The organism is Flavobacterium channae, assembly GCF_021172165.1.
Lineage (GTDB): Bacteria > Bacteroidota > Bacteroidia > Flavobacteriales > Flavobacteriaceae > Flavobacterium > Flavobacterium channae.
Window position 1 is genome coordinate 969860 of sequence record NZ_CP089096.1, and the last position, 26126, is coordinate 995985.

The window sequence follows — 26126 nt, forward strand, 5'->3', positions numbered from 1 at the left end:
TCTCAGTGGCGTAAATCCAACACCAAGCCACTACAAATATAACAAAAACATTCCATTCAGCAGCGGATTTTCCGCAGGAAAATCCGGAAGTAGCCATTGAAGCAAACCGCTGTTGTGTACTGGTTTTATTTAAACTCGTTTATGTTTTTTCTAACATAATCTAAAACTAATCCGCCAATATTTTCTTCATAAAGATAAAATTTATCTTCAAGTTGTGTCCATTTTTCGGAAGTTTGCTCATCAATATTTTCTAAAATTTCACGTCTTTTTTCGTTATTTTTCGGGATTGGATTTTCAGGAAAGTAACTGTAAGCTTCTTCAACTATTTTAGCGTTTTTTGTTGCTCCAATTCTTTTCAAAGCTTCTAAAGTTTCTTTTGCATAATCACCACTTGAGTTAAAGAAAAACTGGTCAAAACCTCCATTATTGATTTCGGCTTCCAATATCTCAACGTAAAGAAATGTTTTTTCGGCTTCATTTAAGTTTTCAAAATCTTCGAACAATTCAGTTTTTTTCCAAAGTAATTCCTGAATTTTCAATATAGATTCTGTTTCATCTTTAATTAATAAAGCTTTTTCTATTTCAGACATTTGATTGCAATTAGTAAATGAGAAAAGTATTAATATGTAAACTATTTTTTTCAAGATTTCGTTCGGTTTAAACTTGTACACAACGTTTTGCAGCTTGGCGAAGTGGCGGATTTTGAAGCACTTACTTTCAATTTAGCACTAAACTTCATTTGAAAACTGAATGTTCATTTTAGCACTGAACCCGCCATTTTGCCAAACTGCTGTTATGTGCCGTATTTTTTAATTATTTCTTGTAATTCCATTTCTGTTAGTATTTTAATTTCTGTTTTTTTGTTTTCATTAAGGTCGTTTATTTTTTGAATTTTTGACCAACCATAATCTTCACCAATAATTACAAAGTTTATTTTGCTTGTAATTCCGGGTTTTAAAATACCTCCTTTTTTCAATATGAAATTCTCTACATTTTCTCTTCCAAAAGCAAATTTTCCTGTTACAACAAAATTGTTGTCTTGAATTTCCATTTCGTTTAGTTGTGCTGATGAAATTTTATATTTATTAACAAAATCCACGTTTTCTGATTTCACTTCTTCAGTTGCTTGTTTTGCAAAATAATTGTCAACGGCTGAAATAGATTTAAAGTTGTTTAATGTTCTTACTAAATCTTTATGTTTTGGATAAATATCAATAAGTTCATTATAAATCATTGCACAGGCTTTTGCGTCTGAGATTGGGTCGTGATGATTTTCTATTTCAATACCAAATTTTTCGGCAAGTTCGGTTAGTTTTTTTGGATTACCACTTTTTTCTGCTAGTTGCATAGTGTCAATATAGTCAATGTCAAAGTTTTTAATTGAAAAATGTTCAAACAAGTTTTTTAAAATACTTAAATCCATACTTGCATTATGTAATACAATTAAATTGTCATTAAAGTATTTTGAAAATTCATCTTCCCAAAGTTCTTCAAAAGTAAAACTGTGTTCAACGTCTTCTTCATAAATTTTATGAATGTTGGAATGGAATGATGAAAATTCTTCACCTTTTGGTGGTTTTATAAAATGTTTTTTTGAAAATACAATTTTGAAGTCTTTGATAAAAACTAAACCAATAGCACAAGCACTAATTCTATTTTTGTTTGCAGTTTCAAAGTCAATTGCAATAAAATCAAATTTATTTTCAAAATACTCTGGAAATGAATGAGGATTTTTAAAGTTATTGTATTTCACTTTTTGTTGAATTGCATATTCATATTGAGGTTTAAATTTCAAACCTGTCTGTTTTGCTTTTTCAAACCATTTTTCTAAATGCGGTGCATATTCTCTTTCTACGAAATCATAAAATAAGAATTCGTTTTCTGTTTGAGGATTAATTCCCGTTATTGAAATCTCGATTGGATTTTCAATTCCTTTTTCTTTTTTAAACCAATTAAACATAGTTCTTTACGTTTTCGTTCTAGTAATATGGCACATAACGTTTTGCCGCTTTGCGAAGGCGGGGATTTTTAGCACTAAACTTCATTAAATGCACTAAGCATTAATTTAGCACTTCAATGTCATAGAAGCACGAAAACCCCGCTTTTGCAAAACGGCTGTTAGCGGTTCGTTGTTATTTCGAAATTTTGATTTTTAGTCAAAATCCTATTTTCTATTTTCACTTTTGAGTTATTTTGGTTACTATTTCACTCCGTAATTTTAAAAATTTAAATACAGTTTAGTTTTTAATTTAATGGATAAAATTTGTGTCTTAATAATTAAAAGAAACTACCAATTGTTATAAACGTACAAATAGTCAATGCTAAAACACTAACTAATGTTAAGAAATCCTTTTGGTTTTTTATTAAAAATATTATTCCGATGATTAAAAAGACTATTTGTGCAAGTAAAAATGGTATTGTCAGTAATTCTCTAAAAACACCTATTAAAACAAAGTCTATTTTATAAAAGTTAATAAAGTAAATAAGGATGAAATAGAATACAATTCCAAAATTTATAATTGTCAAATTTCTGTTTGTTATTAATTTATTCATATTTTCTAATTTAGTTATTTTTGTTACAATGACCGCTAACGTCCCGCGCACAGGCGACGTTGCGACCAAAGCGGAAATGAGTATTTTCCGCTAAGATAGAATTTATTCGTGAAAATAGAGCCGAAGCTACTGGAAACCAGCAATGATCGCTTGTGCGCTGTTAGGCGTTCGTTCTTCTTTTTTTGCATTATTTTATTTTGTCAAAGAAATAAATTCCGTCTTTGTTTTTTCGTCCTGAAATTTGCCCGAGTAGTGAGCTGTTATTGTGCTTGTTTTCGTGTCTTTAATACCTCTTGAAGAAACACAAAGATGTGTTGCATCAATTATTACAGCAACATCATCAGATTCCAACGCTTCTTTTAGTCCTTCGGCAATTTGGTTGGTTAATCTTTCTTGAACTTGTGGTCGTTTAGCATAATATTGTACAAGACGATTTATTTTTGACAAGCCAATAACTTGCCCATTTGAAATGTAAGCAACGTGTACTTTTCCAATAATTGGCACAAAATGATGTTCACAATAAGAATATAATGTGATATCTTTTTCTATTAGCATTTCATTATATTCATACTTGTTTTCAAATAGTTTGGTTTCTGGTTTATTTACAGGATTTAAACCACTAAAAACTTCTTTAACATACATTTTTGCTACTCTAAATGGAGTTCCGCTTAAACTATCATCATTTAAATCAAGACCTAAAATATGCATTATTTCTTTAAAATGGTTTTCAATCAATTCAATTTTCTTTTCGTCATTTATCTCAAATGCATTTGCTCGCATTGGTGTTTCTAATGAAGTTCCAATATGGTCTTCGCCTATTAAATCTATTGGAATTGGATTCATACTTTATCTTTTTTTAATTTACTCATCACATTTTCTACCATTCTGTCGCAATAAATTAGATTAAATTCAAAAATATCTTCAGTGGAATAAGATTTTTCAACTTCTTTTCGCAACATAGATTTAGCTCTATTTAATCTTACTTTAACATTGGCTTCACTAATATTCAAAGCATCGGCAGTTTCTAAAACATTTAATCCATTGACTTCTCGTAAGGAAAAAACCATTCTGTAATCTATTGGAATTTGTTGCAATGCATTTTCGATAACATAATTCAACTCTTTATTCATAACCGTTTTGCCGGTATCTGTATTTTGATTATTTGAATACATTGGTGTCGATTTTTCGTTTATCTCGGCTGTAATTATGTTTTTTGAACTCCATTTTTGTTGTTTTTTATAACAATTATTGAGCATTATTTTTATAATCCAAGTTTTGAATGTCGAACGATTTTCAAACTTTGATAAACTGGTAAAAGCATCAATGTAAGTATCTTGCATTAAATCTTGTGTGTCTTCGTGGTTGTAATTGTACGAACGACCAACTTTATATAATGACGGATTGTTTCTACGAATTATAATTTCAAACAATTCTGCTTCTCCTGCAACTATTTTTTGTACAATTTCTAAATCGGTGTATTGCTCAAATGCTTTCATTGATGCTTTTTGTTGGTTATTTAGGCTACAAATTTAGCTATTCTTGCCATAGAAAATGCTGAAATCGCCATTACAAGGTCACGAACGGCAACATCGACAGAACTGAAACTTCCCAAAAGAGTTAATGCAATTAATGTTAACCAAGCGGCAACAATATAACCACCAATTTCTGTTTTTTTCAAGACAATTATTCCCGCTACAATTTCAATAACACCAACTATCATCATAAACGTATGTCCTGAAAATGGTAGCATTCCTCCAATACTTGGATTGATATATTGTTCCCAATTGGTTAATAAATTTGTAAATTTATCTAATCCTGCAACAATAGGAACTAATCCAAAAGTGAGTTTTAGTAAATTGAATGTTGGTTTGATTGCTTGTTGTAAATTTGTACTTTCCATTTCTTTTTAATTTTAAAATTATTTAAACCAATATCGGCTAATATAACATTAGAGTTTGTCTGAAATAAAAAGGTTACAAAAGATGGGTTTTTATGAAGCAGTTTCTTCGGCGGTTACAAAGAATGACGCCTAACGTTTCGCGGCTTGGCGAAGTGGCGACTTCGTAACCGCTTATTTTCTTGCTAAGATAAGATTTCTTGCGAAGAATAAATGTGATTTTCTTACAAATTTAGCCATTTTGCCAAACCGCTGTTATAGGCTGTGCTTTTTTATTTATTATCAAATTCAACAATCAGTGGTTTATGGTCACTATGTAAATGCCAATCTTCATATTTTCCAATTTCAACAGATTTTAAATTTTCTATGAAATCTACGGAAGCAAAACAATAATCTATGTGGTAAGGTTTGTCTTTATGTCTATACATGAATAGAGTAGGATGCTCTTCTTTTCCTTGTGTTTGATTATAGAATTTATGATAAGTGCTAAATATTTTTTTTTCTTCTAATTTGGCGACAACAGTTGAATGGTTTCCTTCTCTTCTTGGTTTGTCCCAAATAGTATTACTATTAAAATCTCCAATTAAAATTGTTTTACTTTCAGTTATCAAATTATCATAATAACTCAATGCTTTCCATATTTGCGTTATATATGCGCCATCTTTGTCTTCAGGATTATTTGCCCAAATTGCAAACAGAATAAAATTGGTTTTTCCATTTGTTACTGAAATTGGTAAAATGTTTTTGAACTCTGGATTGTGGCAGTCAAGTAATTTTAATTTGTAATTATTGAACGAAAAAATCCCAATTCCTTTATGTTGATTTTTACCATACCAAATAATATCAGTTGGAACTTTTAATTTTTCTGCAAACTTTAGTTTTTCTTGATTTTCACATTCAGGAATAACCAAAATATCAGGATTATGAGCAAAAATATATTCCGCTTTTTTTCGGAAAACCATATTACAATTCCATGTTATAATTTTCATTTTTCTCTTTTTATGCGGATGTTCTTTAGCATTGCCTATAACTTGTTTATATGCGCTACATTATAGCGCCTATCTACCCAGTTTTGGGTGTATATGCGCTATAAACTAGCGTTTTTCAAATATAGTTTTTTTATTATTATAAATCATCAAATGGACTTTTTATTTGTTGAATGCTTTTTGTGCTCACATGGGTATATATCTCAGTCGTTTTACTGCTATTGTGTCCTAATAATTCTTGAATGTATCTCAAATCAGTTCCGCTTTCTAACAAATGTGTAGCATAACTATGACGCAACCAATGTAGTGTCACAGGTTTTTTAATTCCTGTTTTTTGAAGTGCTTGCTTTAATACTTGTTGTAAACTTCTTGCATCATAAGGTTGACCAGCATTTAGCCCTTCAAATAAATAAATTTTAGGTTTGTAAACTTTATAATAGTCTCTTAATAGTTCTAGTATTTTAGGACTAAGCGGAACAATTCTATCCTTTTTCCCTTTTGAATTTTTCAATAAAACAATATTTCTTTTAGAATCAATATGATGCGGTTGTAATGCTAATAATTCACCACATCGTAAACCGCATGAGTAAATTAAACTTAGCATTGTTTTATGTTTTAAGTTGGTTGGAGAATTTATAATTAGTTTTATCTCTTCTTTACTCAAAACATTGGGTAAAACTTTCTCTCGTTTTGGTCGATGTATTTTATCGATTTCAATTGCAGTATCTTTTACAATTTTAAAATACAGTTTAATAGCATTAACAATCTGATTTTGATACGAACTTGAAAATTTATTTTTTAAAATAAAGTCGTTATTAAAGATAATTACATCTTCATTAGTAATGTCTTTAATTATTTTGGTATTGTAAAAAGTTAAAAAAGATTTTAATGCATCACTGTAAGTTGCAATTGTTTTAGGGCTGTAGCGTTTTGATAAAAGATATTTTTTAAATGTTTCAATGCTTGCAATTCCTTCTTCGGTTGGAACTAATGTATGAGCTAATGGAAGTTTAAAATGCAATCTATTGGCTTCAGTATCGGGTAAATGCCAATATTTGTTTGAAGCACTCCAGCGAGCATCCTCAAAGGATTTGATACGTGCAATTAATGTTGCATTTTTTTCAAAATATATTGCAATTCGTGGCACTTTTTTGTATAGTACTATTTTGGCTTTCCAATTCATAATTAATGGCTTATATGAAACAAATATATAAAAAAATAACATTTTAATACATTTAGTGTATGGGTAATGTATGAGGAGTGTATGCTTTAAGTATGCTTAGTGTATGCCAGAAGTATAGATACAGTATAGTTGTAGTAGGTTTAAGTTTTTATAAAAGCAAAAAAGCGTCACTATCGTAACGCTTCATGTATTATTTTTTCTCTGCCGTTTTTTTATTCTTCTTGTAAATCGGGATGAAATAACTCAACGTGTAATTAAATCCTGCACCAAATTTTCCATCATAGGTTCGGTTGTAACCTGGAATAAACAGATTATCAAATCCATCAGGTCTTTTGTTGGAAACTAAATAATTCAAACGTACCGAAAAACCTAAATACAGATTGTTGAATAATTCGGCTTTAATTCCTCCAATAACTTCAATCCAACTCGCATTTAAACCGCTAAATTTTTCTCCCGAAATCACAGTGTTTTCACCATAATAATTAGTTGGATCATAAATAGTATAACTGTTTAAAGTTTGGCTAAAACTACTAATACCATAACGCATACCAGCATAAATCATGTTTTCCATGTCGAGCCAGTTTTCAAACGAGTTATAATCAAAACCTACTTTAAAATAAGTTCCCTTAGTAGTGAAATTCAAACGGTCATCATCAACAGTTTTGTCTTCGTTACCAATTTCACCAGCTAAATAAAAACGTTTTGTTAAACGATAATCTCCTACAACTTCAAAACCGCGATAATCTTTTTCGTAGAAAGCTCTTGCAATTTTATGCAAATCAAGCCCTACTCGCAATCCATATCGTTCAGGAAACAATACTTTTGCTGTATCTTTAGTTTGTGCATTTCCTAATAACGAAAAACACAACAAGCTCAGACTAAAAATAAATCTTAACATGTACTTCATTTTCGTTTTCTATATTAGGTTGTATCACTTCTATATCTTGAATCCAATATCCTGAAGTAGGAAAAGTATTTGGATCGTTATCGGTTAAATTAAAAATTGTTTTATATCCGCAAGCACGTGAAATATAAATATCTTCTTTATCATAACTAAATGAAACCGCATCAGCGTTTTCAGAAGGATTTCCATAATTCAATATAAAATCAAATTTTGAATTAATATCGAATGTTTTCAATGGAATAGCAATTTTATTACTGTTTGATAAATATCTAGCAGGTAAAGTCTCATCTATATTCTCATTAAAAACAACTCCGTTATCAGTTGCAAATTCTTCAACTCTTAAATCAGTTACATTCTTTAATTCTGTACGATCTGTAGCATCATAAAACTCAATAATTAATCGAGGCGTTACAGGCGTTCCTTCGGCACAAATATCATCTTTTTCGCAATTCCAAAATGAAAGTGCTAAAAGCGTAGAAAGGGTTATTAAAACTATTTTTTTCATAGGTTATCTTTTTTCTAAAAGAACTACGTTTTCAACATGATGTGTTTGAGGAAACATATCTACTGGACGCACACGAACTACTTTGTATTTTTCGTCCATTAAAGCTAAATCACGAGCTTGTGTTGCCGAATTACAACTTACATAAACAATTCTCGGAACATTAGTTTTTAATAACATTTCTACAACATCTTTATGCATTCCATCTCTTGGTGGATCGGTAATGATAACGTCTGGTTGTCCGTGTTTGCTTATGAATTCGTCGTTGAAAACATTTTTCATGTCACCCACATAAAACTCACAATTGTTAATGTTATTGCGTTCTGCATTTGCTTTTGCATCAATAATTGCTTCTGGAACTGCTTCTACACCAATTACTTTTTTCGCTTTTTTAGATACGAATTGCGCAATAGTTCCTGTTCCAGTATACAAATCGTAAACTGTTTCGTTTCCTGTTAAACCAGCAAATTCTCTAGTTATTTTGTATAATTCGTAGGCTTGATCCGAATTGGTTTGATAGAAAGATTTTGCATTAATACTAAAATGCAAACCTTCCATTTCTTCCAAAATATAATCGCGACCTTTGAATAAAATAATCTCTTGGTCGTACAAAGTGTCATTCAATTTTTGATTGATAACATATTGTAACGATGTAATTTGTGGAAAACGTTCTGCTAAGAAATTCATCATCAATTCGATTCCGTTTTTATCATTTTCAAAAAACTGAATCAACACCATGATTTCTCCTGTTGAAGCAGTACGAATCATTAATGTACGTAACAAACCTTCAGTCGCTCTTGCATTAAAAAACGTTAAGTTGTTTTCGTTTGCAAAGCGTTTAATTTCATTACGAATTTCATTTGAAGGATCTTCTTGTAAGTGACATTTTTCAATATCTAAAATCTTATCCCACATTCTTGGTATATGAAATCCTAAGGCATTTTTATTGTCAAATTCGGCTCCCGATTGAATTTCAGCATCGGTCATCCAACGAGCGTTAGAGAAACCAAATTCCATTTTATTTCTGTAAAACAATTGCTTTTCAGAACCTAAAATTGGTTCGAATTCTGGTAATTCAATTTTACCTATTCTTTTTAAATTATTAAAAACTTCCTGATTTTTAAAGAATAATTGTTGGCTGTATTTCATGTTTTGCCATTTACAACCACCACAAGAGCCAAAATGTTCGCAAACTGGATCTACTCTATGTTCAGAAAATTCATGAATTTTAATTGCTTTTCCTTCGTAGTAGGCTTTTCTTTTCTTCATGGTTTGCACATCTACTACATCACCAGGAACTACGTTTGGAAGAAATATTACTTTACCATCTGGCGCTTTCGCTACCGATACACCTTTTGCACCTGCATCAAGGATTTTTACGTTTTCGAATACGATTTTTTCTGTTCTCTTTTTTCCCATGGAGCAAAAATAAGAATTGTTCAGTGGATTTGATACTATTTTTTTGTTTTAAGATAATTTTAAAGTCAATTACAAGGTTTAATCGTAAATTAGCTAAACATTTATTCTAGAAAACAATGAGCAAAACATTTATAAGCGCGATTTCAAATATCGAATTTCCTGAAAAAGAAAGAGTAATTGGAACTACAATTCGAACTTCTATTTTAAATTTGATTTTGAAGGATTATCCTGATTTTAAACGTGAAGATTCTATTTCTATTGAAGAGTTGAATGTTTACAGAGAAAAGTACATTTCGAAGTATTTGCAAACTGAAATTTCTGAATTATCCGATTTGGAAAAGAATGTCATCAATTCTATAGGAAATGATACTTCTTTTGTAGCGAAGATTGAAGATGAACCAGATGTTAGAAATTTTGGTCAAATTGTAGCGGATAAAGTGGCGGCATTTGGCGGAAGCTGGACATTTATAATTTCCTTCTTCATTTTTATTTCCTTTTGGATAGGTTCTAATGTTATCATTTTTACCAATAAAGAGTTTGATCCTTATCCGTTTATATTGCTGAATTTAATCTTATCGTGTATAGCTGCTTTGCAAGCACCTGTAATTATGATGAGTCAAAATCGTCAGGAAGAAAAAGACAGAGAACGTGCAAAAAAAGATTATATGATTAATTTAAAATCGGAACTAGAAATTAGAATGTTAGATGATAAATTAGACCATTTAATTATGCACCAACAACAAGAATTAATTGAAATTCAAAAAGTGCAAATTGAAATGATGAACGATATTTTAAATCGAATTAAATAGGAAAGACTATTTTTGTTGAAATTTTAATTTTATATGAAAACGCACTTAGCTTTACTTCGCGGAATCAATGTTTCGGGACATAACATGATAAAAATGGATGTTTTAAAATCGGTATTAGAAAAAGCTGGTTTTCAAAATGTGCAAACGTATATTCAATCGGGAAATGTTTTTGTGGATTCTGAAGAAGAAAACGGAGCAAGTGTAGGTTTTAAAATTAAGCAAGAAATCTTCAAGGAATTAGGACTTGAAGTTCCAGTAGTAGTAATTTCAAAAGAAGATTTAGAAGCTTGTTTTACAAACAATACTTTTCTTAGTGAAAAAGATTGCGATACTAAAAAGTTGTATGTAGCTTTTATTTCTAAAGAATTGCAAGGAAGTGCTATAAACGATTTAAAGATAAGTCAGTTTAAACCCGATGAAGCCACGATTGATAAAAGCAGAATTTACATTAAATATGCTGTTGGAGCAGGGAAAACACGATTGGACCAAAAGTATATTGAAAAGAAATTAAATGTTGTGGCGACCATTCGTAATTGGAATACAGTAACAACATTGTTGGAAATGTTTTCTTAAAATTATCAAATTCAAAATTTAGAAACCCATTTGTTGAAAATTTTTGATTTTAGGGTTGGTATTTTGTATTTTTGACAAATAATTGGTTGATTTCTCACCACTAAGAAGGAATTGCGATGTAACAATCAATAAAAAACAATTTATGTCAGTTTTAGAAAAAATGAGTTCGGCTGAAGCAATTGCATTGGAAGACAAACACGGTGCACACAATTATCATCCACTACCAGTAGTTTTAAGTAGAGGAGAAGGAGTTTATGTTTGGGATGTTGAAGGGAAAAAATATTACGATTTTCTTTCAGCTTATTCTGCTGTTAATCAAGGGCATTGTCATCCTAAAATTGTAGGAGCAATGGTGCAACAAGCGCAAACATTAACCTTAACATCAAGAGCGTTTTACAATGATAAATTAGGAGTTTACGAGCAATTTGTAACCAACTATTTTGGATTTGACAAAGTATTGCCAATGAACACAGGAGCAGAAGCAGTGGAAACCGCTTTAAAATTGTGTAGAAAATGGGCTTATGAGAAAAAAGGAATTAATGAAAATGAAGCGCAAATTATAGTTTGTGATGGTAACTTCCATGGAAGAACCACTACAATTATTTCGTTTTCAAACGACGAGAATGCACGTAAAAACTTCGGCCCATATACGGCTGGTTTTATAAGCATTCCTTATGACGATATTGATGCTTTAGAAAAAGCAATTGCATCATCAAAAAATATTGCAGGATTTTTAGTTGAGCCAATTCAAGGTGAAGCTGGAGTATACGTACCTTCTGAAGGATTTTTATCTAAAGCAAAAGCTATTTGTGAAGCAAACAATGTATTGTTTATTGCAGACGAAGTACAAACAGGAATTGCGCGTACTGGAAAATTATTAGCGGTTCATCATGAAAATGTACAACCTGATATTTTAATTTTAGGTAAAGCATTGTCTGGTGGAGCATATCCAGTATCGGCTGTTTTAGCAAATGATGCTATTATGAATGTAATTAAACCAGGACAACACGGATCTACTTTTGGAGGAAATCCAATTGCGGCGGCAGTTGCAATTGCAGCTTTAGAAGTTGTTTCTGAAGAAAAATTAGCTGAAAATTCGGAGCGTTTAGGAAAAATATTCCGTTCTGAATTAGCAAGTTTTATCGAAACGTCAAATATTGCAACTTTAGTTCGTGGAAAAGGATTGTTAAATGCAGTTGTAATTAACGATACAGAAGAAAGTGATACAGCTTGGAACATTTGTGTTCGTTTAGCTGAAAATGGTTTGTTAGCAAAACCTACTCACGGAAATATTATTCGTTTTGCACCACCATTGGTTATGAATGAAGAACAACTTAGAGAATGTGTTGCCATAATTATCAACACACTTAAAGAGTTTGAAAAATAAGATAAAAGTCCCGAGCAATCGGGACTTTTTTTATTTGTTATTTTGTGGTTTATTTTAACTAATGTCAAGTGTGTTTTTATTTAAAAACTTCATTTACAACATTCCTAACGTATTTCTCCAAATCTTCACTATTTATTTGATCATCTTTAATGTAATCTAATATCATTTCATACGCTAAACCAGAGCGTTTTATTGTAAAAACATTATATTCTTGAATAGATAATTCTCTACAAAGTCTTCTTTGTAGTTCATCTACAATTATTTTTTAAAAAACTTTGTCGAAATCATCATTGTTGCTTTTTTTAAAGCAGATTTTGATGAAATTTTGATCATTAAACTTTATGTGACGTTCAAACTCTTTTATCTCTAGGTGAAACGCAATGTGATAAACGATATCTTCATTTAGGATGCTTTTTATTGCTAAAGCTTCAAAACTTTCTTTTGATTGGTAAAAACTATTTGTGGGCTCATCATAAATAAGTATTTTGAATTCTCTTTTCGATTTAAAACCAAACAGTCCAGTTTTTTTTGAACCAACATATTTAGAAAATACTACTCTAGATTTATCTAGTGATAGTTTTTTATTATCAGCTAAAAATTTACCGTCAAGTAATTTACCTTTAAATTCAAGTTCACCAATGTATGGTCCACCCATTCCAAATGATTCTTGAACATTATTATATTTTATTTCTTTAAAATCCAATTTATTATAACTTTAAGTGGTTCTTGGTCCATTTGGTATAACGAAGAACCAACAACACCTTTTCTATCTGTTAAATAGTGATTTAAATCTTCGAAAACTTTAATTTCAATATTTGGATTTTGAAAAGACTTGACTGTCGTAATTTCATCTTCATGATTAATTATTTTATCTAGAGTTCCAGTAAGAAATAATGATTTTATATTTGTGTTTTTTAAAGTTTCCTCTAAATTAATCGTGACCATTTCCATTAAAAAAGGATCGTTTAATAAAGCAATAAAACGTTTGTTGAATCCTTTTTCTTTAATGTATTTTTTGATTTCTTTTTCTAATGAATTGTTGTTATTTCGTATAATCTGAAAATAACCTTCTAAAAATGATAATATTTCTTCTTTGGTTTTTCCTTCACGCATTACTTGCGGAAGACTATTCTCGTAATTCATTTTAATTTGATTTAAAACAAAAGCACCATTTTTTGCAATAGGAGTTTCTATGAATACAATAAAATCTGGATTACATTTTTTTTCAATTATTTTAAGAGTTGCAATTCCTCCAAGACTATGTCCAATAATTCCAATTTTTTTTGAACTATATTTTTTTTGTAAGTCTTTGAATGCAAAGTTTAAATCATTTGATAAATCCGCAGCTAGTTCTGAATGTTTACCTTCTGATTTTCCAACTCCGCGTTCATCAAATCGATAAACAGCAATGTTTTCTTTTAGAAGTTGTTCTGCCAAAATATAATGGGAATGCCTGGTGTCTTTTTCACTGCCTGGAACAATAATAACAATTTTATCAAAATCAAGTTTTGGTTTTATAAGAGTACCAGAAAGTTTAATTTGTGCATCAAGATTTTGAAAATCAATTTCTTCAAAATCATATAGCTCTGGATTATTTATCTCTTTTTCATATTTGAAAATATTTTGAGCACTTGTGAAGAGTGAAACAATTAAAAGAAATATTGAAAAAATTTGTTTCATAATTGTGGCTAACGTTTTGAGGCTTTAAGAAGTGGCTAAAATTTGTCACTGTCCATTACAAATATACCGAAAAGGATTTTAAGAAAAACTTTACTTCGAAGAAGAAATGCAAACACAGACTCTTCCTATTATGAACCGGCGTTAGCCATTTCTTAAAACCGCTGTTAGCAACAGTTAAATTAGACCTCTTGCTTTTAAATCAGTCATTATTTCATTTACAGTTTTTATACAAAGAGAAAGTAAATCTTGAGCTTCATCAGATGAATATGTTAATTGAGGATGTTGGGTTTTATTCCTGTAATATTTACGAATACTTCCAATATTAATCATTAAGTGTTCAGATGGGTGTGGTGTAATTGTATTGGCAGTGATTGCATTTTTTAAAGCAGTTTCAAATGTTCCCCATGTATCATTTTCAGTGGGAGTTATTGAAAGTGTTAAACTATAATACCATTTTAATACATCTTCTGTTCCTCTTAGAGAGTGAAATGCACAGGCAGTATATCTATCAAAAGCTAAACATAATCCACTTTCTTTAAAATCATATTGTGCAATAGTTGGGAGTGCTTCGTAATAACATTTATTAAAGAGTTTGTCGATATTTTCTGTTAAAATTTCATTTGAATGCCTTTTTTCGTCTAATATATACCCAATTTTTGTACCAAGTTCCGCATCTAAAACAGTATCTATTTTTAAAACTTTGGAATTAAGTGAGTCATGCAAAGTCTTATCGACCGTTAGTGATTTAGTTTTTGCTGCTTTCGCTAATTTTTTTAATTTTTCAATTTCAACATTAAGTTTTGTCTGTTTAATTGCATTCTTTGTGACGTTTAAATGTAAATCATCGATAAATTCTAGATATTCTTCAAATCTTCCAAAAAGTACTTCATTACTTAAATTTATGTTATTGTCATGAAGAATTCTGTAGTTGAAACCAAATCTATAGTATTGAAATATTGTTATTTTATCCATTTCGTTTTTTTTAATTGTTGCTAACGTTCTGCGGCTTAAAAATGTGGCGAAAATGCAACACCAAGCCTTTACAAATATACATAAAACTTTAAATTGAGCAACTTCGCCATTTCAAAAATTCCCGAAACTAGCCATATTTTTAAACCGCTGTTGTATACAGTATAATATTTTCGGAACTTAAAAACTCAACGCAACGTTTATCCGCAAAGTTCGGATTGTCACGCAAAGCATATTTTCACGCAACGTTTAGTTTCAGGTTTTAGTTTCACAGCGAATTTTCCCGAAAACGTAATTTCAACACAAAGTTTATCGACAAAGTTCGGTTCAGTTTTAAATTTTCACGTAAGATTTTCGGTAATAATTATTCAGAAAAAATAGGAGAGAAGCGTTCAGCGTAAGTTCGGAAAATATATTGTATACAACGTTTTGCAGCTACAAGAAGTTGCGTACTTCATTAACTGTCAATTACAAATATAGACAAAACTTTGATTCAACAATTATCAATTCTGATAAATCCCATGCCTAGCAATTTCTTGTAACTGCTGTTGTGTGCTGTTTTTTTTCTTTTTTTATTCTTTCTTTAAACCAACAGCATCTTTTCTGATTTCTGTCAGCCAAGTTTTTTTATATTTCTTTTTAAGATATTTAAAAGTTAATTTATTGTATTTTTTTAAATAATCGTTTTTGTAACTACCAATCAAAGAATATTTTACATTATATTTTTGTTCAAATTCTAAATCTACTTTGTTTAAATCGTATGAAGTCAATTCCGAAACAAAAATGAGAAAAACATTGTTTTTAGCATTCTTCTTAAAATTGTATTTTGGATTTTCTGCGTTTTCAATATCTTTTTTTGATACTGTTGTTGTTGCTTCAAGTCTTTTCGGTTTTGGATAATATGCAGGACCAAAAACTACTTCTATTTCTTCTTCTTCCTCTAATTCAATATTTATTTCTGTTTTATCAACTTTAACTTTCTGCATTATCATTCCTACGTGACTAAAAACTAAAGTATCATTTAATGTAGTTTTTAGTGAATATTTTCCATCAAAATCAGTTGTTATTCCATTTTGTGTTTTATTAATAAGAACTTTTGCTCCGGCAAGTGGTTCGCCTGTTTTTGCATCAGTAACATTACCACTTACAACAATTACTTGCCCAAAAGACAAAATAGAATAAAATAAAATTGATATGTAAATGATTTTTTTCATCTATTAAATTATTGTTTGATTTCTTTATCTAAAATCAATATCTCGTCTTCGCTACTGAGATATACTTTAAAATGATGTTCACTAACAACTATTTTTAATTTATGTAAATAATTTTTATATATTGTGATGTCGTTGAACTTTGCATCATTTGAAAATCTTCCAGACAAATATATTTCTAAATCAAAATCTCTTTTTTCAAATTGTATATTTTCAATATAAAATTCTACCTTATTTTTTATTTTAATATTTTTTTGAAAATCATAAGATACTAATATTTTTTTGGGAAATTCAATGCAAATAGCATTCTCAGAAATTTCTCTGTCGTTGGCTCGATATGACTTAATTTTAAATTTATTGTAATTATATTTTAATATAATATTTGAATTTAAAAAATTAAATTTTTCAATTTTAGAATTTATTTCAAAACCACTTTTGTTACTGGAGCCATCAAATCCATGTGACTTATAACTTTGAATTGATAAATTATTCATGACTCTACTCAACTCTTTTACAAAATAATTTAAACCTTTGTGTAAAATATATGAGCGATCATCAAAAAAATCATAGAACTTTTCTGGAGTTAAAATGGTGTCTTTTTGTATAAAATTTTTTGGACTAAATGGAGTATCGTTTATTATAATTAATTTTTTATTTAGTTCCTTTTCTAATTTTTTTATTCCCTCATAGTCTTCATCTGTATATTCATTAGAACTTGTAATTGCATATCCGTTTTCTGCATCTATATCGTTATATTTTATGTTACCATCAAAAAGATTTTCATTAACCAGTGTCTCAGAATTATCATCTTTTATAATTAGTATTCTATTATCAATAGTTTCATTTCTTTTAATTGAATAGTTTATTAACCATAAATTCCCATAATTTGTATCATATAACTTTACAACCTTATTTTCTTTAAAAACATTTAAAATATCAACTATATTATCATTATCATTATTATTATTATTAGATATGTTTTGATTATAATTATAAAGCTTTTTTATGTCTGTTGATTTGATTTTAAATTCTTTTTCTAAATTAATTTCTTTAATAATTTTTCCATTCGGACTGTATAAACCATAATGTCCTACTAATTCTTTCATTGGATAGTCATAATAATAGCTGTAAATCATTCTAACTTTGCCATTGTTATAATAATTAATAACTGTTTTTATTTCATCTTCATACTCACTTGTATAAATTATGCTTAGTGGTGTAAATTTGATTGTTTCTTTATCTGTATTTAGTGCGATTTTTATAACTAAATTATCGTTGAACTTTAGTATTATGACATTTTTGTCTCTGAAAAAACTTGATTTTGACATATTAAAATCACAATATTTTGTTTTTGGTAGAACTTTGAGTAATGTTTTTTTTAATTTATTCTCATTTTCAGTTACACCATATTTTGATAAAAGTATTTTGTCTCTTTCAAATTCGTTTCCTAAAGTGTCTAATGTTGATGAATTTAACGCATCTAAATAACCTTTATATGAATTACAATAATTAATTATATCGGATTTTAACTGTGATATTGTTTTAAATTTTAATTGATATTTTTTGTAATCTATAATTGGTGATTTACCATATCTTGATTCAATTTGCCCAATAATTGATTCATCAAGACATTCTTTCTGCCCAAAACCATAAATGGATAAAAAGTAGATAATAAACAATAAAATTTTATTTAAATATTTCATATTTAAGTGTTTCGGTAAAATAGCACACAACGTTTCGCGCAGTTACGCAGGAGCGGAAAAGCGGACTGAGTACTCTCTGCCAAGATAAGACTTTCTTCGTGAAGAAAAAACGTCCGGCCACGAAAAACCAGCTCTTGCTTAACTGCGCTGTTAGCTGCTGCCCTTAGTTCAGATAAAGTCATAAACATATGTTTCAATTTCTTTCTCTGTCAATGATTTTTCAATTAATGGTTCTATTTTGTCCCAAGTTCCACCAGCAAGTCCACAACCGATTCTTGGCATGTGCACGGAAGCATTTTTGTCTGAAGCAAATTTTCCAATGAATTCAAGTCCGGTTAAAACTGCATCATAACGAATTGGTGCGTTTCCCTTTTCATCTTTGTTGATTTTATGCTGTCCGATTAAATTTGCAATCCAAAGCTTATCTTCGACTTGTACAAACTGAACTTGACCAAGTTTGAAATTTTCTTTAGTCTTAAACCATTCTCTATATTTTAGTTCTGGTTCTGCCCAACGTTTAGAAATTGCCATTACAAATCCTTTTCCCCAACCGCCAATGTCATTGCAAATGTGAACAATGATTTTATTTCCGTCAGTTTTGGGATTTGTTGCATCACCAGTTAAATAGTTCACTTTTGCCATTGATATTCAAAATCGCTTTTATTTATCTCAAAATTTTTGAATTCAGAAACCTCAATTGGTTGGTCAGCAAGAAATCCGAATTCGTCTTCTAAGAATTGTTTGCTATACTTTAGTTTTTTTCCATTTTTATAAACTTCTATTTGTCTAAGTATTTCTCCGTTCTGATCAATTTCAAAGTAATAATCGCAAGTTCCCCATTTCTCGGAATTTTCAAATCGGATTTCGTCAAAATGCCTTTTGTAATAGTGTGTTTTCATAGGGTTGCAGCTAACGTCCCGCCGGCTTTGTGAAGGCGGGGATTTTTGTTACTTATGTTTACAAATATACCGAAAAGCCTGAAAGAAAAAAGTTGAAAGATTGCAGAGAAGTGCAAACACTGACCTTTACCGATAAATCCTAAAACCCCGCTTTCACAAAACCGCTGTTAGTAGCCGTTATAATTTTCCTTCTTCAGAAATTTTATTGATTACTAAAATTGGAAATCGTCTAGGTGTAAATATGTCCCATCCAAAAAAGAAGAATAAAATCAACGGAGTCCTAGTAATATTCTTTAAGCGTGAACCACTACTAGAGCCAAATATGAAGTTTGGTAATTGATATTTACCGCAAATTTCTACCATTTTTTTTATAAGTGAATTCCAGTCTCCTGTTTTACTTGTATCAAAATCTTGACCATCTCTACCTGAAATCATGCCCATAATCAAATCTCCTAATGAATCATTGCATACAGCAGTATGAGAGGGCTCTCCTACATACCATTTTTTTTGGTAGAAACCAGCAAATTTGGCATTTGGCTTTGTTCTATCTAAATTGACATTTGTCAATAATGGATTTGTTGATTTGGATGTTTGATATAAATCAAATTCAGGCCATTTGCTCAATAATGCTAGTTCCTTACTAGTTGAATTGACTTTGCTTGAATAAATTTGGCCTATAGGAACTAATGGAAAAGCCTTGTCAGCAATTTTTGCTTGAACTATTGCAGCTCTATTTTGTATTGCATTATTTTGAATTCCTTTATCAGTGGAGAATTTGTTGTTATGAGTATAAATTAAAAGTAAATCTCCTAATTCCATTTTTCCAGTTATTCGATTTCCATTTATATCATTTATAGTGCTAGTAAATTTAGCAAGTGGAATTTTATCAATCCAGCCACAACTAACCTCAAATCTCTCCTTATAATATGGTTCATTTCGGCTATTAATATTTAAAATTGTTTCTAAATCTTCTAAAAATTTATTCTTAAATAGTTTTGAAAGCGCAGCAAGCTCACCATAGTTTCCAGATAAATATTGTTTCTCTACTAAATTATTAATTGCTTGAATTTGTTGTGTTAAGGTCATAGTTTTGAAATAATGGCTACTAACGGTCGAAGGCTTTGTGTTCGGCGTTAGAAATTCGGCAGAATTTCGGACGATGAACCAAGCCGATACAAATACAAAAGAATTATTCACCAAGCCTAACGCTGACACAAAACCTTTGTTAGCGGTTCGGTTTAATTTTAGACAAAATGAGAAAAATAAAATTTAGAATTTGGAATGGTTCAGATATGAAATACCCAACAAATTTACAAGTTTATAACAATTTGGAATTACATACTGGATACGCAAAAGATTATGACGATAAAGGAAATTTAATACCTCGAAATATATTCAAATGTGTTTTGATGCAGTTTACCGGATTAACAGCAAAAAACGATATTGATATTTATGAAGGAGATGTTTTGGAATTACCAAACGGAACAATAGGAATTGTAGAATGGTTTGAATGCGGTTTTGTTTTAAGATTAAAGAATGAAACTGTTTGGCAAAATCTACTTTTCAATGTAGCTAATCATTACTCCGTAGTTGGGAATATTTACGAACGACAAAACTGACCGCTAACGGTTCTCGGCTTGGCGATGTGGCGGATTTTTAGCACAAAAGTTCAATAGGATTACTGCTGTTGAACCTTGCACTAATGTATCACAGAAGCACTTCAGCCGCCATATTGCCAAACCGATGTTAGCGGTTAGGCGTTCTTCTAGTTTATTCAATTTCAGTTTTTGTCTGTTGTCAAGATTAGTCTATTGCTTCCCAAAGTTGAATTTTGTTTCCTTCTCCGTCAAGAATATGGATAAATTTTCCATAATCATATGTTTCCATTTTATCCACAATGGTTACGCCTTCTTTTTTCAATTCTTCAACAAGTGCTTCCAAGTTTTCTACTCGGTAATTTATCATAAAATCCTTGTCAAAGTATTTTGAGTCTTGTGCAAATGGTGTCCATTGCGTTTGAGCTTTTGTTGTGCTGTCTGCTTTTTCATACCACTCAAATGTTGCACCATATGGGTTTGTATCAAGTCCAAGGTGTTTTTGATACCATTCTGTTGTCGCTTTTGGGTCTTTGCATTTGAAAAATACGCCCCCAATTCCTGTTACTCTTTTCATTTTGTTGTCTTTATTTATTGTTGTTACTGATTTAAATGCGAAACCAAGAAAAAAGGTTGTCGCAAGTGTCAAAGTTATTAAAATTGGTCTCTTCATTTTAGTCAAATTTAATTTTATTGTCTCTTGTTTGTGTCGGTTCTCTACGCTTACCGCTAACGGGAAACGCATTGGCGAAGTGGCGGATAAATTGAGCCGAAAGTTCAATTTAGCAATAACGTAGCCGATGTGTTTCCAAAGAAGCTAATTTATTAAAAAAAAGCTGAATGTGGAACACATTCGGCGGATAAAAAAGCACGAAAGTTCAGTTTTGCACTTAACCCGCCATTTTGCCAATGCGATGTTATGTGTAGTTTTTTTGTATATTTGTCAGATGAAATTATCAGATTAGCATATTTACTTTACGCAACGTATAGGAAGAGAATAGTTTAGTACTATTCTTTGTCTCCTTATTGTCTTATTGTAAATTAAATATGTTAAATAATGAAAAATTTCTTCGAAAGTCCTTTTAAAGGAAAAATAATCAAAGACCACATAACTAATCCCAATATAATTTCGGGTAAATATTCTTATTATTCCGGTTATTATCACGGTCATTCATTTGATGATTGTGCTCGTTATCTGTTTCCGGACAGGAATGATGTCGATAAACTAATTATCGGTTCTTACTGCTCAATAGGGAGTGGTGCAAGTTTCATAATGGCAGGTAATCAAGGTCATAAATATGATTGGATTTCCAGTTTTCCATTTTTTTATATGTCTGAATTTGATGTTTTCAGTAAAAGCCAAGATGGATTTCAAAAAGCAGGAGATACAGTTGTTGGGAATGATGTTTGGATTGGTAGTGAAGCTATGATAATGCCAGGAGTTCAGATAGGAGATGGAGCTGTTATTGGCAGTCGTGCTTTGGTTACAAAAGATGTTGAACCTTATTCAATTGTAGGGGGAAATCCAGCCAAATTAATAAAAAAGAGATTTAGCGATGATGACATCCAAAAGTTGCAGGAAATGAAATGGTGGGAATGGGATGAGGAAAATCTTTTTGAAGCAATGCCAATTCTTTGTTCAAATAAAATCGATTTGTTGTACAAGTTTTTTAGAAAAATGAAATGATAAAAAGAAGGTTCCGGAATTCGGAGCCTTTTTGTTTTAACTGCGTTTGCGGCTAAAATTACACATAACGTTTCGCGGCTTAAAAATGTGGCTAAAATGCAACACCAAGCCTTCACAAATATAACCAAAACTTTAAATTAAACAACTGCGCCATTTCAGAAAATTCCGAAAACTAGCCATATTTTTAAACCGCTGTTGTATACAGTATAATATTTTCGGAACTTAAAAATAAAAATCAACGCAAAGTTCGGATTGTCACGCAAAACATATTTTCACGCAACGTTTAGTTTCAGGTTTTAGTTTCATAGCGAATTTTCCCGAAAACGTAATTTCAACACAAAGTTTATCGACAAAGTTCGTTTCGGTTTTAAATTTTCACGCTAGATTTTCGGTAATAATTATTCAGAAAAAATAGGAGAGAAGCGTTCAGCGTAAGTTCGGAAAATATATTGTATACAACGGTCAAGTATAAGCGTAGTGCGGGATTAGAAGCACTTCACTTTCGATTTAACCTAATGTTTGTTAATATTCAATTCGTTTAAATTTAGTACTTTAACCCGCATTACGCTTATACAATGTTGGCGGTAGTTATTTTTAGAGCAATTTTCCAGAAAGAAACAGTGCTGCAATTGAAAAGTAAATAATCAGTCCTGTTACATCCACCAATGTCGCTACAAAAGGAGCAGAAGCTGTGGCAGGGTCAAGCCCAACTTTTCGTAATAAAAATGGAATCAATGAGCCAGAAAGCGTTCCCCACAAAACAATGAATAGCAAGGAAATTGATACTGTCATTGCCACCCAGAACCAATAAATGCCATAATCATAAATGCCAACTTGTTGCCATATCGTTATTCTCATGAACCCGATTATTCCCAATATAGACCCCAAAAGCAATCCTGAAAAAATCTCCTTTTTCATTACATACCACCAGTCTTTTAGCGTTAGTTCCCGCAAAGCCATAGCTCTAATGATTAACGAAGCCGCCTGTGAACCTGAATTTCCACCACTAGAAATTATCAAGGGGACAAATAGCGCTAAAACAACCGCTTTCTGTATTTCCCCATCAAAATAACCCATAGCCGATGCGGTAAGCATTTCGCCCACAAAAAGGATAATGAGCCATCCCGCTCTTTTTCTTACCAATTCGAGCAAAGGGGTTTTAGTATAGGATAAGTCCAAACCTTCCACACCACCAAATTTTTGGATGTCCTCGGTATCCCTTTCTTTCATTTTGTCAAGGATATCGTCAAAGGTTACGATGCCTACCAAGGTGTTGTTTTCTGTGATAATGGGTAAAGCAGAACGGTCATATTTATCAAATGTATTGAAGGCATCTTCTATATTGATTGTGGTTTTTATGGCTATAAATTCTTCGTCCATCAAATCGGCTATTTTGGTATCAGCGTCTGCCATAAGTAATTCTCCAATGCGTAAATCGTCAATTAAATGACCTTTTGCATCAATGGCGTAAATAAAATTGAGGGTCTCTGCTTTTTTTCCAAACTTCTTTATTTGGTCAAGCACTTTTCTAACCGTCCAGTTTGGTTGGGCTTGTATGTAGTGAGGGGTCATTAAACGTGCGATACTGTCCTTTTCATAACCAATGAGGTTCAAAGCAATATTTTTTTCAGTATCGTTTAATAGGTTTACCAAATATTTTATGAGTTCGTCAGGAAAATTTTCAAATAAACCGGTCCGGTCGTCCGGACTCATATTATTGATAAGGATGGTAAGGTCATTGTCGCCTAGGCTCTTAATGATTTCCTCTTTGGTTTGGTCGTCAAAATAACTGAAGACTTCTGTTTTTTTGTCTCCTAACAACAAGAAAGAAATATCGCGTTCTTTTTTGTCTAAAATCGCTAGTTGCTCGGCTATATCTGCAGGATGCTTATCTTGTATTTGAATCATTTTTTTTTATTTCATAATTACCGCCAACTTGTAAATATGCGTTATAAAACTTCGCATATACATCTAATTTTGGGTAGATTGACGAAGTTTTGTTTCGCTTTTTAGTTATTCAAATATATTGAATTTTTCTTACAAAGTATTAGTTTATTAGTTGGTACAATAAAAAAAGTCCTGATTGCTCAGGACTTTTTATTTTTATTAAGGTTCAATTACATACCACCCATTTGTTTTTGGAATTCTTCCATTGTTACTTTGGTATAACCTTCGCCAACTTTGAAAGCTTCAGCGGCTACGTCTTTAGAAAATTTTGTAGCTTTCATTACCATATCGCCTTGTTCTGTTTGTACAGTCATTTCAAGAGGGTAACCTGTAAGTTTAACTTTAGCATCTGCTTCAACTGCTTGAGGCGCAATAGCATCTGTAACGTAGAAAATGCTTTTAGAACCATCATTCATACTAATTGTTGCTTTATAACATTTGAATCCTAAAATTTCTTTAGTATCTTTTTTATCATACACAATTTCGGTTGCATTTTCTAAATTTCCTACACTATTAGTAGCTTTGTTTGCTTCTTCTCCAATATCTGTAATTTCGTATTTCATTCCCATTACTTCCATTGTCATTTTAGACTCTTTTTTGTTTCCAGTAGGAACAATAGTTTTCATTAACATCATGCCGCCCATCATACTCATATCGGTAGCTTGAGTCTTTTCGTCAAAGTGAACGGTTATCGTACTTTCTCCCATAGCTGCCATTTCTTCGGTTGCTCCAGGCATTGTCATGCTATACGTTACAGAACCTTTTTTTAATTGAGTTTGCGCAGTAGCTGTAATTCCCACAAATAATAAGGCAGTTAATGCAATTTTTATTAGTTTTTTCATTTGAATAGATTGTTTGTATAATGTTGTAAATATAACAAATTACTATTTCAATACAAATTCAAGTGCAATATTTACTTTCTTAGAGACTTTTTTACTTACGACACTCGGAATCTCAATATCGAAATCATCTGTATTAACTGAAAAATTAGTTACCATCTCTATTCCATCTTTTCCTTTTTTTATTTTAATTACAGACGTAATATCTTTAGATTTTCCATGTAATTCTAATTTTCCTTTTAGAGTGAAACTTGTAGATGTTGTCGTTATTTTAGTATAATCAAAATTTTCTATTTTGCCTTTAAAAGTAGCTTTAGGGAATTTATCACTTTCTACATAATTTTCATTAAAATGTTCTTCCATTAAAGCAATTTTAAACTTAAAGCTCTTCATGAGTACTAATGACGCAATTTCACCTGTCTTTGTATTTAAAATGCATGACACACTGTTGCTTTTGGCTTTGATTTCTTCAAATGATGGAACAGAAGCTTCAAAATTAATCGTTCCAGTTTTTGTAATCAGTTTATCTTGTCCGAAACTCAGATTATTGATTATTAATAGTAACATTAAAATTTTCGTTTTCATAGTTTTTAGTTTTTATTGAGGGAAATTAGCGTTTTGCCACGCTGTAATTGTGTTAATTTCATTTTGTGTTAATCTAGGACCTCCTAATGGCATTGCTCCTGAAGTTCCTTCGGTTCTGGAGATACGATCAATTAAATTATTTAAAACCGAAGCTTTAACATTTTCGTATGTTGTTAAAGAGTTGGGTGCTCCAAAGTTTGTTGGATTTCCGTGACAACTTACACAATTGTTTTCCATGATAGGTTTAACATCTCTTGTGTAACTCACGTTTTCAATGGTTTGAATTTCGCCTAAATCAGATAAACTGTCTTCTGTGCAACCTAGTAAGGTTCCTAAGATAAGTGGTAATAGAAGTAATTTTTTGTTATAATTTTTCATTTTAAAAGGTATTATGATGAGTAAAAAATATTTTAGGATATTGATATCAATTGTTTTTTTGATGCTATTAGTTGCTACTACAATTTTTATTTACGCTTACAAAGAGCATCGAAATATCAGTTCTGAAAAGCCAGATTATGAATTGAAAGCTGAACAACTTATCAAAGAATTTGATAGTAATATTGAGATAGCAAATCAAAAATATGCAGACAGAACTATTATTAGTTACGGAAAAATTACAAGTTTGGATTTAAACAACAGAATGATTGTAGTTGATGAAAAAATTGTAATTGAGTTTTCAATTTTAATCTCTAATCAACTTAAAATTGGAGATTTTCTAAAATTTAAAGGAAGATTTGTTGGTTTTGATGAATTATTTCAAGAGTTAAAAATCGATCAAGCTACAGTGTTAAATTAAAT

General features: G+C 30.7%; 29 protein-coding genes. 6 read left to right on the forward strand and 23 right to left on the reverse strand.

Annotation, left to right across the window (positions count from 1 at the left end; translation table 11 throughout):
• Nucleotides 1-125: 125 nt before the first annotated feature.
• The 10 genes from LOS89_RS04200 to rlmD all read right to left on the reverse strand — a co-directional run bounded on the left by LOS89_RS04200 (nt 126) and on the right by rlmD (nt 9444).
• A complete protein-coding gene (locus LOS89_RS04200; RefSeq protein WP_231836599.1) occupies nt 126-590 on the reverse strand; it encodes a DMP19 family protein in 465 nt (154 codons plus the stop codon).
• Between the two features lie 203 nt (nt 591-793).
• Nucleotides 794-1960 (reverse strand): exonuclease domain-containing protein, encoded by a 1167-nt coding sequence (locus LOS89_RS04205; RefSeq protein ID WP_231836600.1) that lies wholly within the window; start codon nt 1958-1960, stop codon nt 794-796.
• Between the two features lie 785 nt (nt 1961-2745).
• Entirely contained in the window at nt 2746-3396 is a 651-nt protein-coding gene (folE, locus tag LOS89_RS04210; protein WP_231836601.1) for a GTP cyclohydrolase I FolE, read from the reverse strand.
• Nucleotides 3393-4049: a sigma-70 family RNA polymerase sigma factor gene (locus LOS89_RS04215; RefSeq protein WP_231836602.1), complete on the reverse strand. Its 657-nt coding sequence runs from the start codon at nt 4047-4049 to the stop codon at nt 3393-3395. Before LOS89_RS04215 ends, folE begins: the two co-directional genes overlap by 4 nt.
• 20 nt (nt 4050-4069) lie before the next feature.
• The gene (locus LOS89_RS04220; protein ID WP_231836603.1) at nt 4070-4453 is read right to left on the reverse strand and encodes a hypothetical protein; all 384 of its coding nucleotides are present in this window, start codon (nt 4451-4453) and stop codon (nt 4070-4072) included.
• Nucleotides 4454-4722: 269 nt separating this feature from the next.
• A complete protein-coding gene (locus tag LOS89_RS04225) occupies nt 4723-5439 on the reverse strand; it encodes an endonuclease/exonuclease/phosphatase family protein (RefSeq protein WP_231836604.1) in 717 nt (238 codons plus the stop codon).
• 136 nt (nt 5440-5575) lie between these two features.
• Nucleotides 5576-6619 carry a tyrosine-type recombinase/integrase gene (locus LOS89_RS04230; RefSeq protein ID WP_231836605.1) on the reverse strand — a complete coding sequence of 348 codons (1044 nt, stop codon included), beginning with the start codon at nt 6617-6619 and terminating at the stop codon, nt 5576-5578.
• A 190-nt stretch (nt 6620-6809) separates the two neighbouring features.
• Nucleotides 6810-7517, reverse strand: a complete 708-nt coding sequence (locus LOS89_RS04235) for a DUF6048 family protein (protein ID WP_231836606.1) — start codon at nt 7515-7517, stop codon at nt 6810-6812.
• A complete protein-coding gene (locus tag LOS89_RS04240) occupies nt 7498-8028 on the reverse strand; it encodes a DUF6452 family protein (RefSeq protein WP_231836607.1) in 531 nt (176 codons plus the stop codon). The genes LOS89_RS04235 and LOS89_RS04240 overlap by 20 nt, the downstream gene beginning before the upstream one ends.
• Before the next feature lie 3 nt (nt 8029-8031).
• On the reverse strand, nt 8032-9444 hold the full coding sequence (rlmD, locus tag LOS89_RS04245) for a 23S rRNA (uracil(1939)-C(5))-methyltransferase RlmD (RefSeq protein ID WP_231836608.1): 1413 nt from the start codon (nt 9442-9444) through the stop codon (nt 8032-8034).
• 116 nt (nt 9445-9560) lie between these two features.
• On the opposite strand from rlmD, the gene LOS89_RS04250 reads away from it, so the two are divergent.
• From LOS89_RS04250 to rocD, 3 genes are all read left to right on the forward strand, one after another.
• Complete coding sequence (locus LOS89_RS04250; protein ID WP_231836609.1) at nt 9561-10253, forward strand: DUF1003 domain-containing protein; 693 nt, start codon at nt 9561-9563, stop codon at nt 10251-10253.
• Between the two features lie 33 nt (nt 10254-10286).
• Nucleotides 10287-10826 (forward strand): DUF1697 domain-containing protein, encoded by a 540-nt coding sequence (locus tag LOS89_RS04255; RefSeq protein ID WP_231836610.1) that lies wholly within the window; start codon nt 10287-10289, stop codon nt 10824-10826.
• Between the two features lie 142 nt (nt 10827-10968).
• A complete protein-coding gene (rocD, locus tag LOS89_RS04260) occupies nt 10969-12213 on the forward strand; it encodes an ornithine--oxo-acid transaminase (protein WP_231836611.1) in 1245 nt (414 codons plus the stop codon).
• A 265-nt stretch (nt 12214-12478) separates the two neighbouring features.
• Here the strand turns inward: rocD and LOS89_RS04265 are convergent, their stop codons facing one another.
• The 8 genes from LOS89_RS04265 to LOS89_RS04300 form a co-directional block, all read right to left on the reverse strand.
• The gene (locus LOS89_RS04265) at nt 12479-12916 is read right to left on the reverse strand and encodes a hypothetical protein (protein WP_231836612.1); all 438 of its coding nucleotides are present in this window, start codon (nt 12914-12916) and stop codon (nt 12479-12481) included.
• Nucleotides 12898-13893: an alpha/beta fold hydrolase gene (locus tag LOS89_RS04270; protein ID WP_231836613.1), complete on the reverse strand. Its 996-nt coding sequence runs from the start codon at nt 13891-13893 to the stop codon at nt 12898-12900. The genes LOS89_RS04265 and LOS89_RS04270 overlap by 19 nt, the downstream gene beginning before the upstream one ends.
• A gap of 174 nt (nt 13894-14067) precedes the next feature.
• Nucleotides 14068-14865 carry a hypothetical protein gene (locus tag LOS89_RS04275; RefSeq protein ID WP_231836614.1) on the reverse strand — a complete coding sequence of 266 codons (798 nt, stop codon included), beginning with the start codon at nt 14863-14865 and terminating at the stop codon, nt 14068-14070.
• Between the two features lie 569 nt (nt 14866-15434).
• Complete coding sequence (locus LOS89_RS04280; RefSeq protein ID WP_231836615.1) at nt 15435-16076, reverse strand: carboxypeptidase-like regulatory domain-containing protein; 642 nt, start codon at nt 16074-16076, stop codon at nt 15435-15437.
• Nucleotides 16077-16084: 8 nt separating this feature from the next.
• Nucleotides 16085-17776 carry a hypothetical protein gene (locus LOS89_RS04285; protein WP_231836616.1) on the reverse strand — a complete coding sequence of 564 codons (1692 nt, stop codon included), beginning with the start codon at nt 17774-17776 and terminating at the stop codon, nt 16085-16087.
• 168 nt (nt 17777-17944) lie between these two features.
• On the reverse strand, nt 17945-18418 hold the full coding sequence (locus LOS89_RS04290) for a macro domain-containing protein (RefSeq protein WP_091147364.1): 474 nt from the start codon (nt 18416-18418) through the stop codon (nt 17945-17947).
• The gene (locus LOS89_RS04295) at nt 18406-18675 is read right to left on the reverse strand and encodes a hypothetical protein (RefSeq protein ID WP_091147368.1); all 270 of its coding nucleotides are present in this window, start codon (nt 18673-18675) and stop codon (nt 18406-18408) included. The genes LOS89_RS04290 and LOS89_RS04295 overlap by 13 nt, the downstream gene beginning before the upstream one ends.
• 177 nt (nt 18676-18852) lie before the next feature.
• Nucleotides 18853-19761, reverse strand: a complete 909-nt coding sequence (locus tag LOS89_RS04300) for a hypothetical protein (RefSeq protein ID WP_231836595.1) — start codon at nt 19759-19761, stop codon at nt 18853-18855.
• 167 nt (nt 19762-19928) lie between these two features.
• Between LOS89_RS04300 and LOS89_RS04305 the strand changes: the two genes are divergently transcribed.
• The gene (locus LOS89_RS04305; protein WP_231836617.1) at nt 19929-20294 is read left to right on the forward strand and encodes a YopX family protein; all 366 of its coding nucleotides are present in this window, start codon (nt 19929-19931) and stop codon (nt 20292-20294) included.
• Between the two features lie 184 nt (nt 20295-20478).
• Here the strand turns inward: LOS89_RS04305 and LOS89_RS04310 are convergent, their stop codons facing one another.
• Nucleotides 20479-20847, reverse strand: coding sequence for a VOC family protein (locus LOS89_RS04310; RefSeq protein ID WP_231836618.1), 369 nt, complete (start codon nt 20845-20847; stop codon nt 20479-20481).
• A gap of 480 nt (nt 20848-21327) precedes the next feature.
• On the opposite strand from LOS89_RS04310, the gene catB reads away from it, so the two are divergent.
• On the forward strand, nt 21328-21957 hold the full coding sequence (gene catB, locus LOS89_RS04315) for a type B chloramphenicol O-acetyltransferase (protein WP_035589996.1): 630 nt from the start codon (nt 21328-21330) through the stop codon (nt 21955-21957).
• 594 nt (nt 21958-22551) lie between these two features.
• On the opposite strand, the gene mgtE is transcribed toward catB, so the two are convergent.
• The 4 genes from mgtE to LOS89_RS04335 all read right to left on the reverse strand — a co-directional run bounded on the left by mgtE (nt 22552) and on the right by LOS89_RS04335 (nt 25706).
• Nucleotides 22552-23865 carry a magnesium transporter gene (mgtE, locus tag LOS89_RS04320; RefSeq protein WP_374107729.1) on the reverse strand — a complete coding sequence of 438 codons (1314 nt, stop codon included), beginning with the start codon at nt 23863-23865 and terminating at the stop codon, nt 22552-22554.
• Between the two features lie 209 nt (nt 23866-24074).
• Nucleotides 24075-24746: a hypothetical protein gene (locus LOS89_RS04325; RefSeq protein ID WP_231836619.1), complete on the reverse strand. Its 672-nt coding sequence runs from the start codon at nt 24744-24746 to the stop codon at nt 24075-24077.
• A gap of 42 nt (nt 24747-24788) precedes the next feature.
• Nucleotides 24789-25328: a YceI family protein gene (locus LOS89_RS04330; protein WP_231836620.1), complete on the reverse strand. Its 540-nt coding sequence runs from the start codon at nt 25326-25328 to the stop codon at nt 24789-24791.
• Between the two features lie 12 nt (nt 25329-25340).
• Nucleotides 25341-25706, reverse strand: a complete 366-nt coding sequence (locus LOS89_RS04335; RefSeq protein WP_231836621.1) for a c-type cytochrome — start codon at nt 25704-25706, stop codon at nt 25341-25343.
• A gap of 16 nt (nt 25707-25722) precedes the next feature.
• Between LOS89_RS04335 and LOS89_RS04340 the strand changes: the two genes are divergently transcribed.
• The gene (locus LOS89_RS04340) at nt 25723-26124 is read left to right on the forward strand and encodes an OB-fold protein (protein ID WP_231836622.1); all 402 of its coding nucleotides are present in this window, start codon (nt 25723-25725) and stop codon (nt 26122-26124) included.
• Nucleotides 26125-26126: the final 2 nt, after the last annotated feature.

Bases quoted from the DNA above. Each gene is read 5' to 3' on its own strand.
- LOS89_RS04200 (WP_231836599.1), bottom strand. From the start codon at position 590: ATGTCTGAAATAGAAAAAGCTTTATTAATTAAAGATGAAACAGAATCT.
- LOS89_RS04205 (WP_231836600.1), bottom strand. From the start codon at position 1,960: ATGTTTAATTGGTTTAAAAAAGAAAAAGGAATTGAAAATCCAATCGAG.
- folE (WP_231836601.1), bottom strand. From the start codon at position 3,396: ATGAATCCAATTCCAATAGATTTAATAGGCGAAGACCATATTGGAACT.
- LOS89_RS04215 (WP_231836602.1), bottom strand. From the start codon at position 4,049: ATGAAAGCATTTGAGCAATACACCGATTTAGAAATTGTACAAAAAATA.
- LOS89_RS04220 (WP_231836603.1), bottom strand. From the start codon at position 4,453: ATGGAAAGTACAAATTTACAACAAGCAATCAAACCAACATTCAATTTA.
- LOS89_RS04225 (WP_231836604.1), bottom strand. From the start codon at position 5,439: ATGAAAATTATAACATGGAATTGTAATATGGTTTTCCGAAAAAAAGCG.
- LOS89_RS04230 (WP_231836605.1), bottom strand. From the start codon at position 6,619: ATGAATTGGAAAGCCAAAATAGTACTATACAAAAAAGTGCCACGAATT.
- LOS89_RS04235 (WP_231836606.1), bottom strand. From the start codon at position 7,517: ATGTTAAGATTTATTTTTAGTCTGAGCTTGTTGTGTTTTTCGTTATTA.
- LOS89_RS04240 (WP_231836607.1), bottom strand. From the start codon at position 8,028: ATGAAAAAAATAGTTTTAATAACCCTTTCTACGCTTTTAGCACTTTCA.
- rlmD (WP_231836608.1), bottom strand. From the start codon at position 9,444: ATGGGAAAAAAGAGAACAGAAAAAATCGTATTCGAAAACGTAAAAATC.
- LOS89_RS04250 (WP_231836609.1), top strand. From the start codon at position 9,561: ATGAGCAAAACATTTATAAGCGCGATTTCAAATATCGAATTTCCTGAA.
- LOS89_RS04255 (WP_231836610.1), top strand. From the start codon at position 10,287: ATGAAAACGCACTTAGCTTTACTTCGCGGAATCAATGTTTCGGGACAT.
- rocD (WP_231836611.1), top strand. From the start codon at position 10,969: ATGTCAGTTTTAGAAAAAATGAGTTCGGCTGAAGCAATTGCATTGGAA.
- LOS89_RS04270 (WP_231836613.1), bottom strand. From the start codon at position 13,893: ATGAAACAAATTTTTTCAATATTTCTTTTAATTGTTTCACTCTTCACA.
- LOS89_RS04275 (WP_231836614.1), bottom strand. From the start codon at position 14,865: ATGGATAAAATAACAATATTTCAATACTATAGATTTGGTTTCAACTAC.
- LOS89_RS04280 (WP_231836615.1), bottom strand. From the start codon at position 16,076: ATGAAAAAAATCATTTACATATCAATTTTATTTTATTCTATTTTGTCT.
- LOS89_RS04285 (WP_231836616.1), bottom strand. From the start codon at position 17,776: ATGAAATATTTAAATAAAATTTTATTGTTTATTATCTACTTTTTATCC.
- LOS89_RS04290 (WP_091147364.1), bottom strand. From the start codon at position 18,418: ATGGCAAAAGTGAACTATTTAACTGGTGATGCAACAAATCCCAAAACT.
- LOS89_RS04295 (WP_091147368.1), bottom strand. From the start codon at position 18,675: ATGAAAACACACTATTACAAAAGGCATTTTGACGAAATCCGATTTGAA.
- LOS89_RS04300 (WP_231836595.1), bottom strand. From the start codon at position 19,761: ATGACCTTAACACAACAAATTCAAGCAATTAATAATTTAGTAGAGAAA.
- LOS89_RS04305 (WP_231836617.1), top strand. From the start codon at position 19,929: ATGAGAAAAATAAAATTTAGAATTTGGAATGGTTCAGATATGAAATAC.
- LOS89_RS04310 (WP_231836618.1), bottom strand. From the start codon at position 20,847: ATGAAAAGAGTAACAGGAATTGGGGGCGTATTTTTCAAATGCAAAGAC.
- catB (WP_035589996.1), top strand. From the start codon at position 21,328: ATGAAAAATTTCTTCGAAAGTCCTTTTAAAGGAAAAATAATCAAAGAC.
- mgtE (WP_374107729.1), bottom strand. From the start codon at position 23,865: ATGATTCAAATACAAGATAAGCATCCTGCAGATATAGCCGAGCAACTA.
- LOS89_RS04325 (WP_231836619.1), bottom strand. From the start codon at position 24,746: ATGAAAAAACTAATAAAAATTGCATTAACTGCCTTATTATTTGTGGGA.
- LOS89_RS04330 (WP_231836620.1), bottom strand. From the start codon at position 25,328: ATGAAAACGAAAATTTTAATGTTACTATTAATAATCAATAATCTGAGT.
- LOS89_RS04335 (WP_231836621.1), bottom strand. From the start codon at position 25,706: ATGAAAAATTATAACAAAAAATTACTTCTATTACCACTTATCTTAGGA.
- LOS89_RS04340 (WP_231836622.1), top strand. From the start codon at position 25,723: ATGAGTAAAAAATATTTTAGGATATTGATATCAATTGTTTTTTTGATG.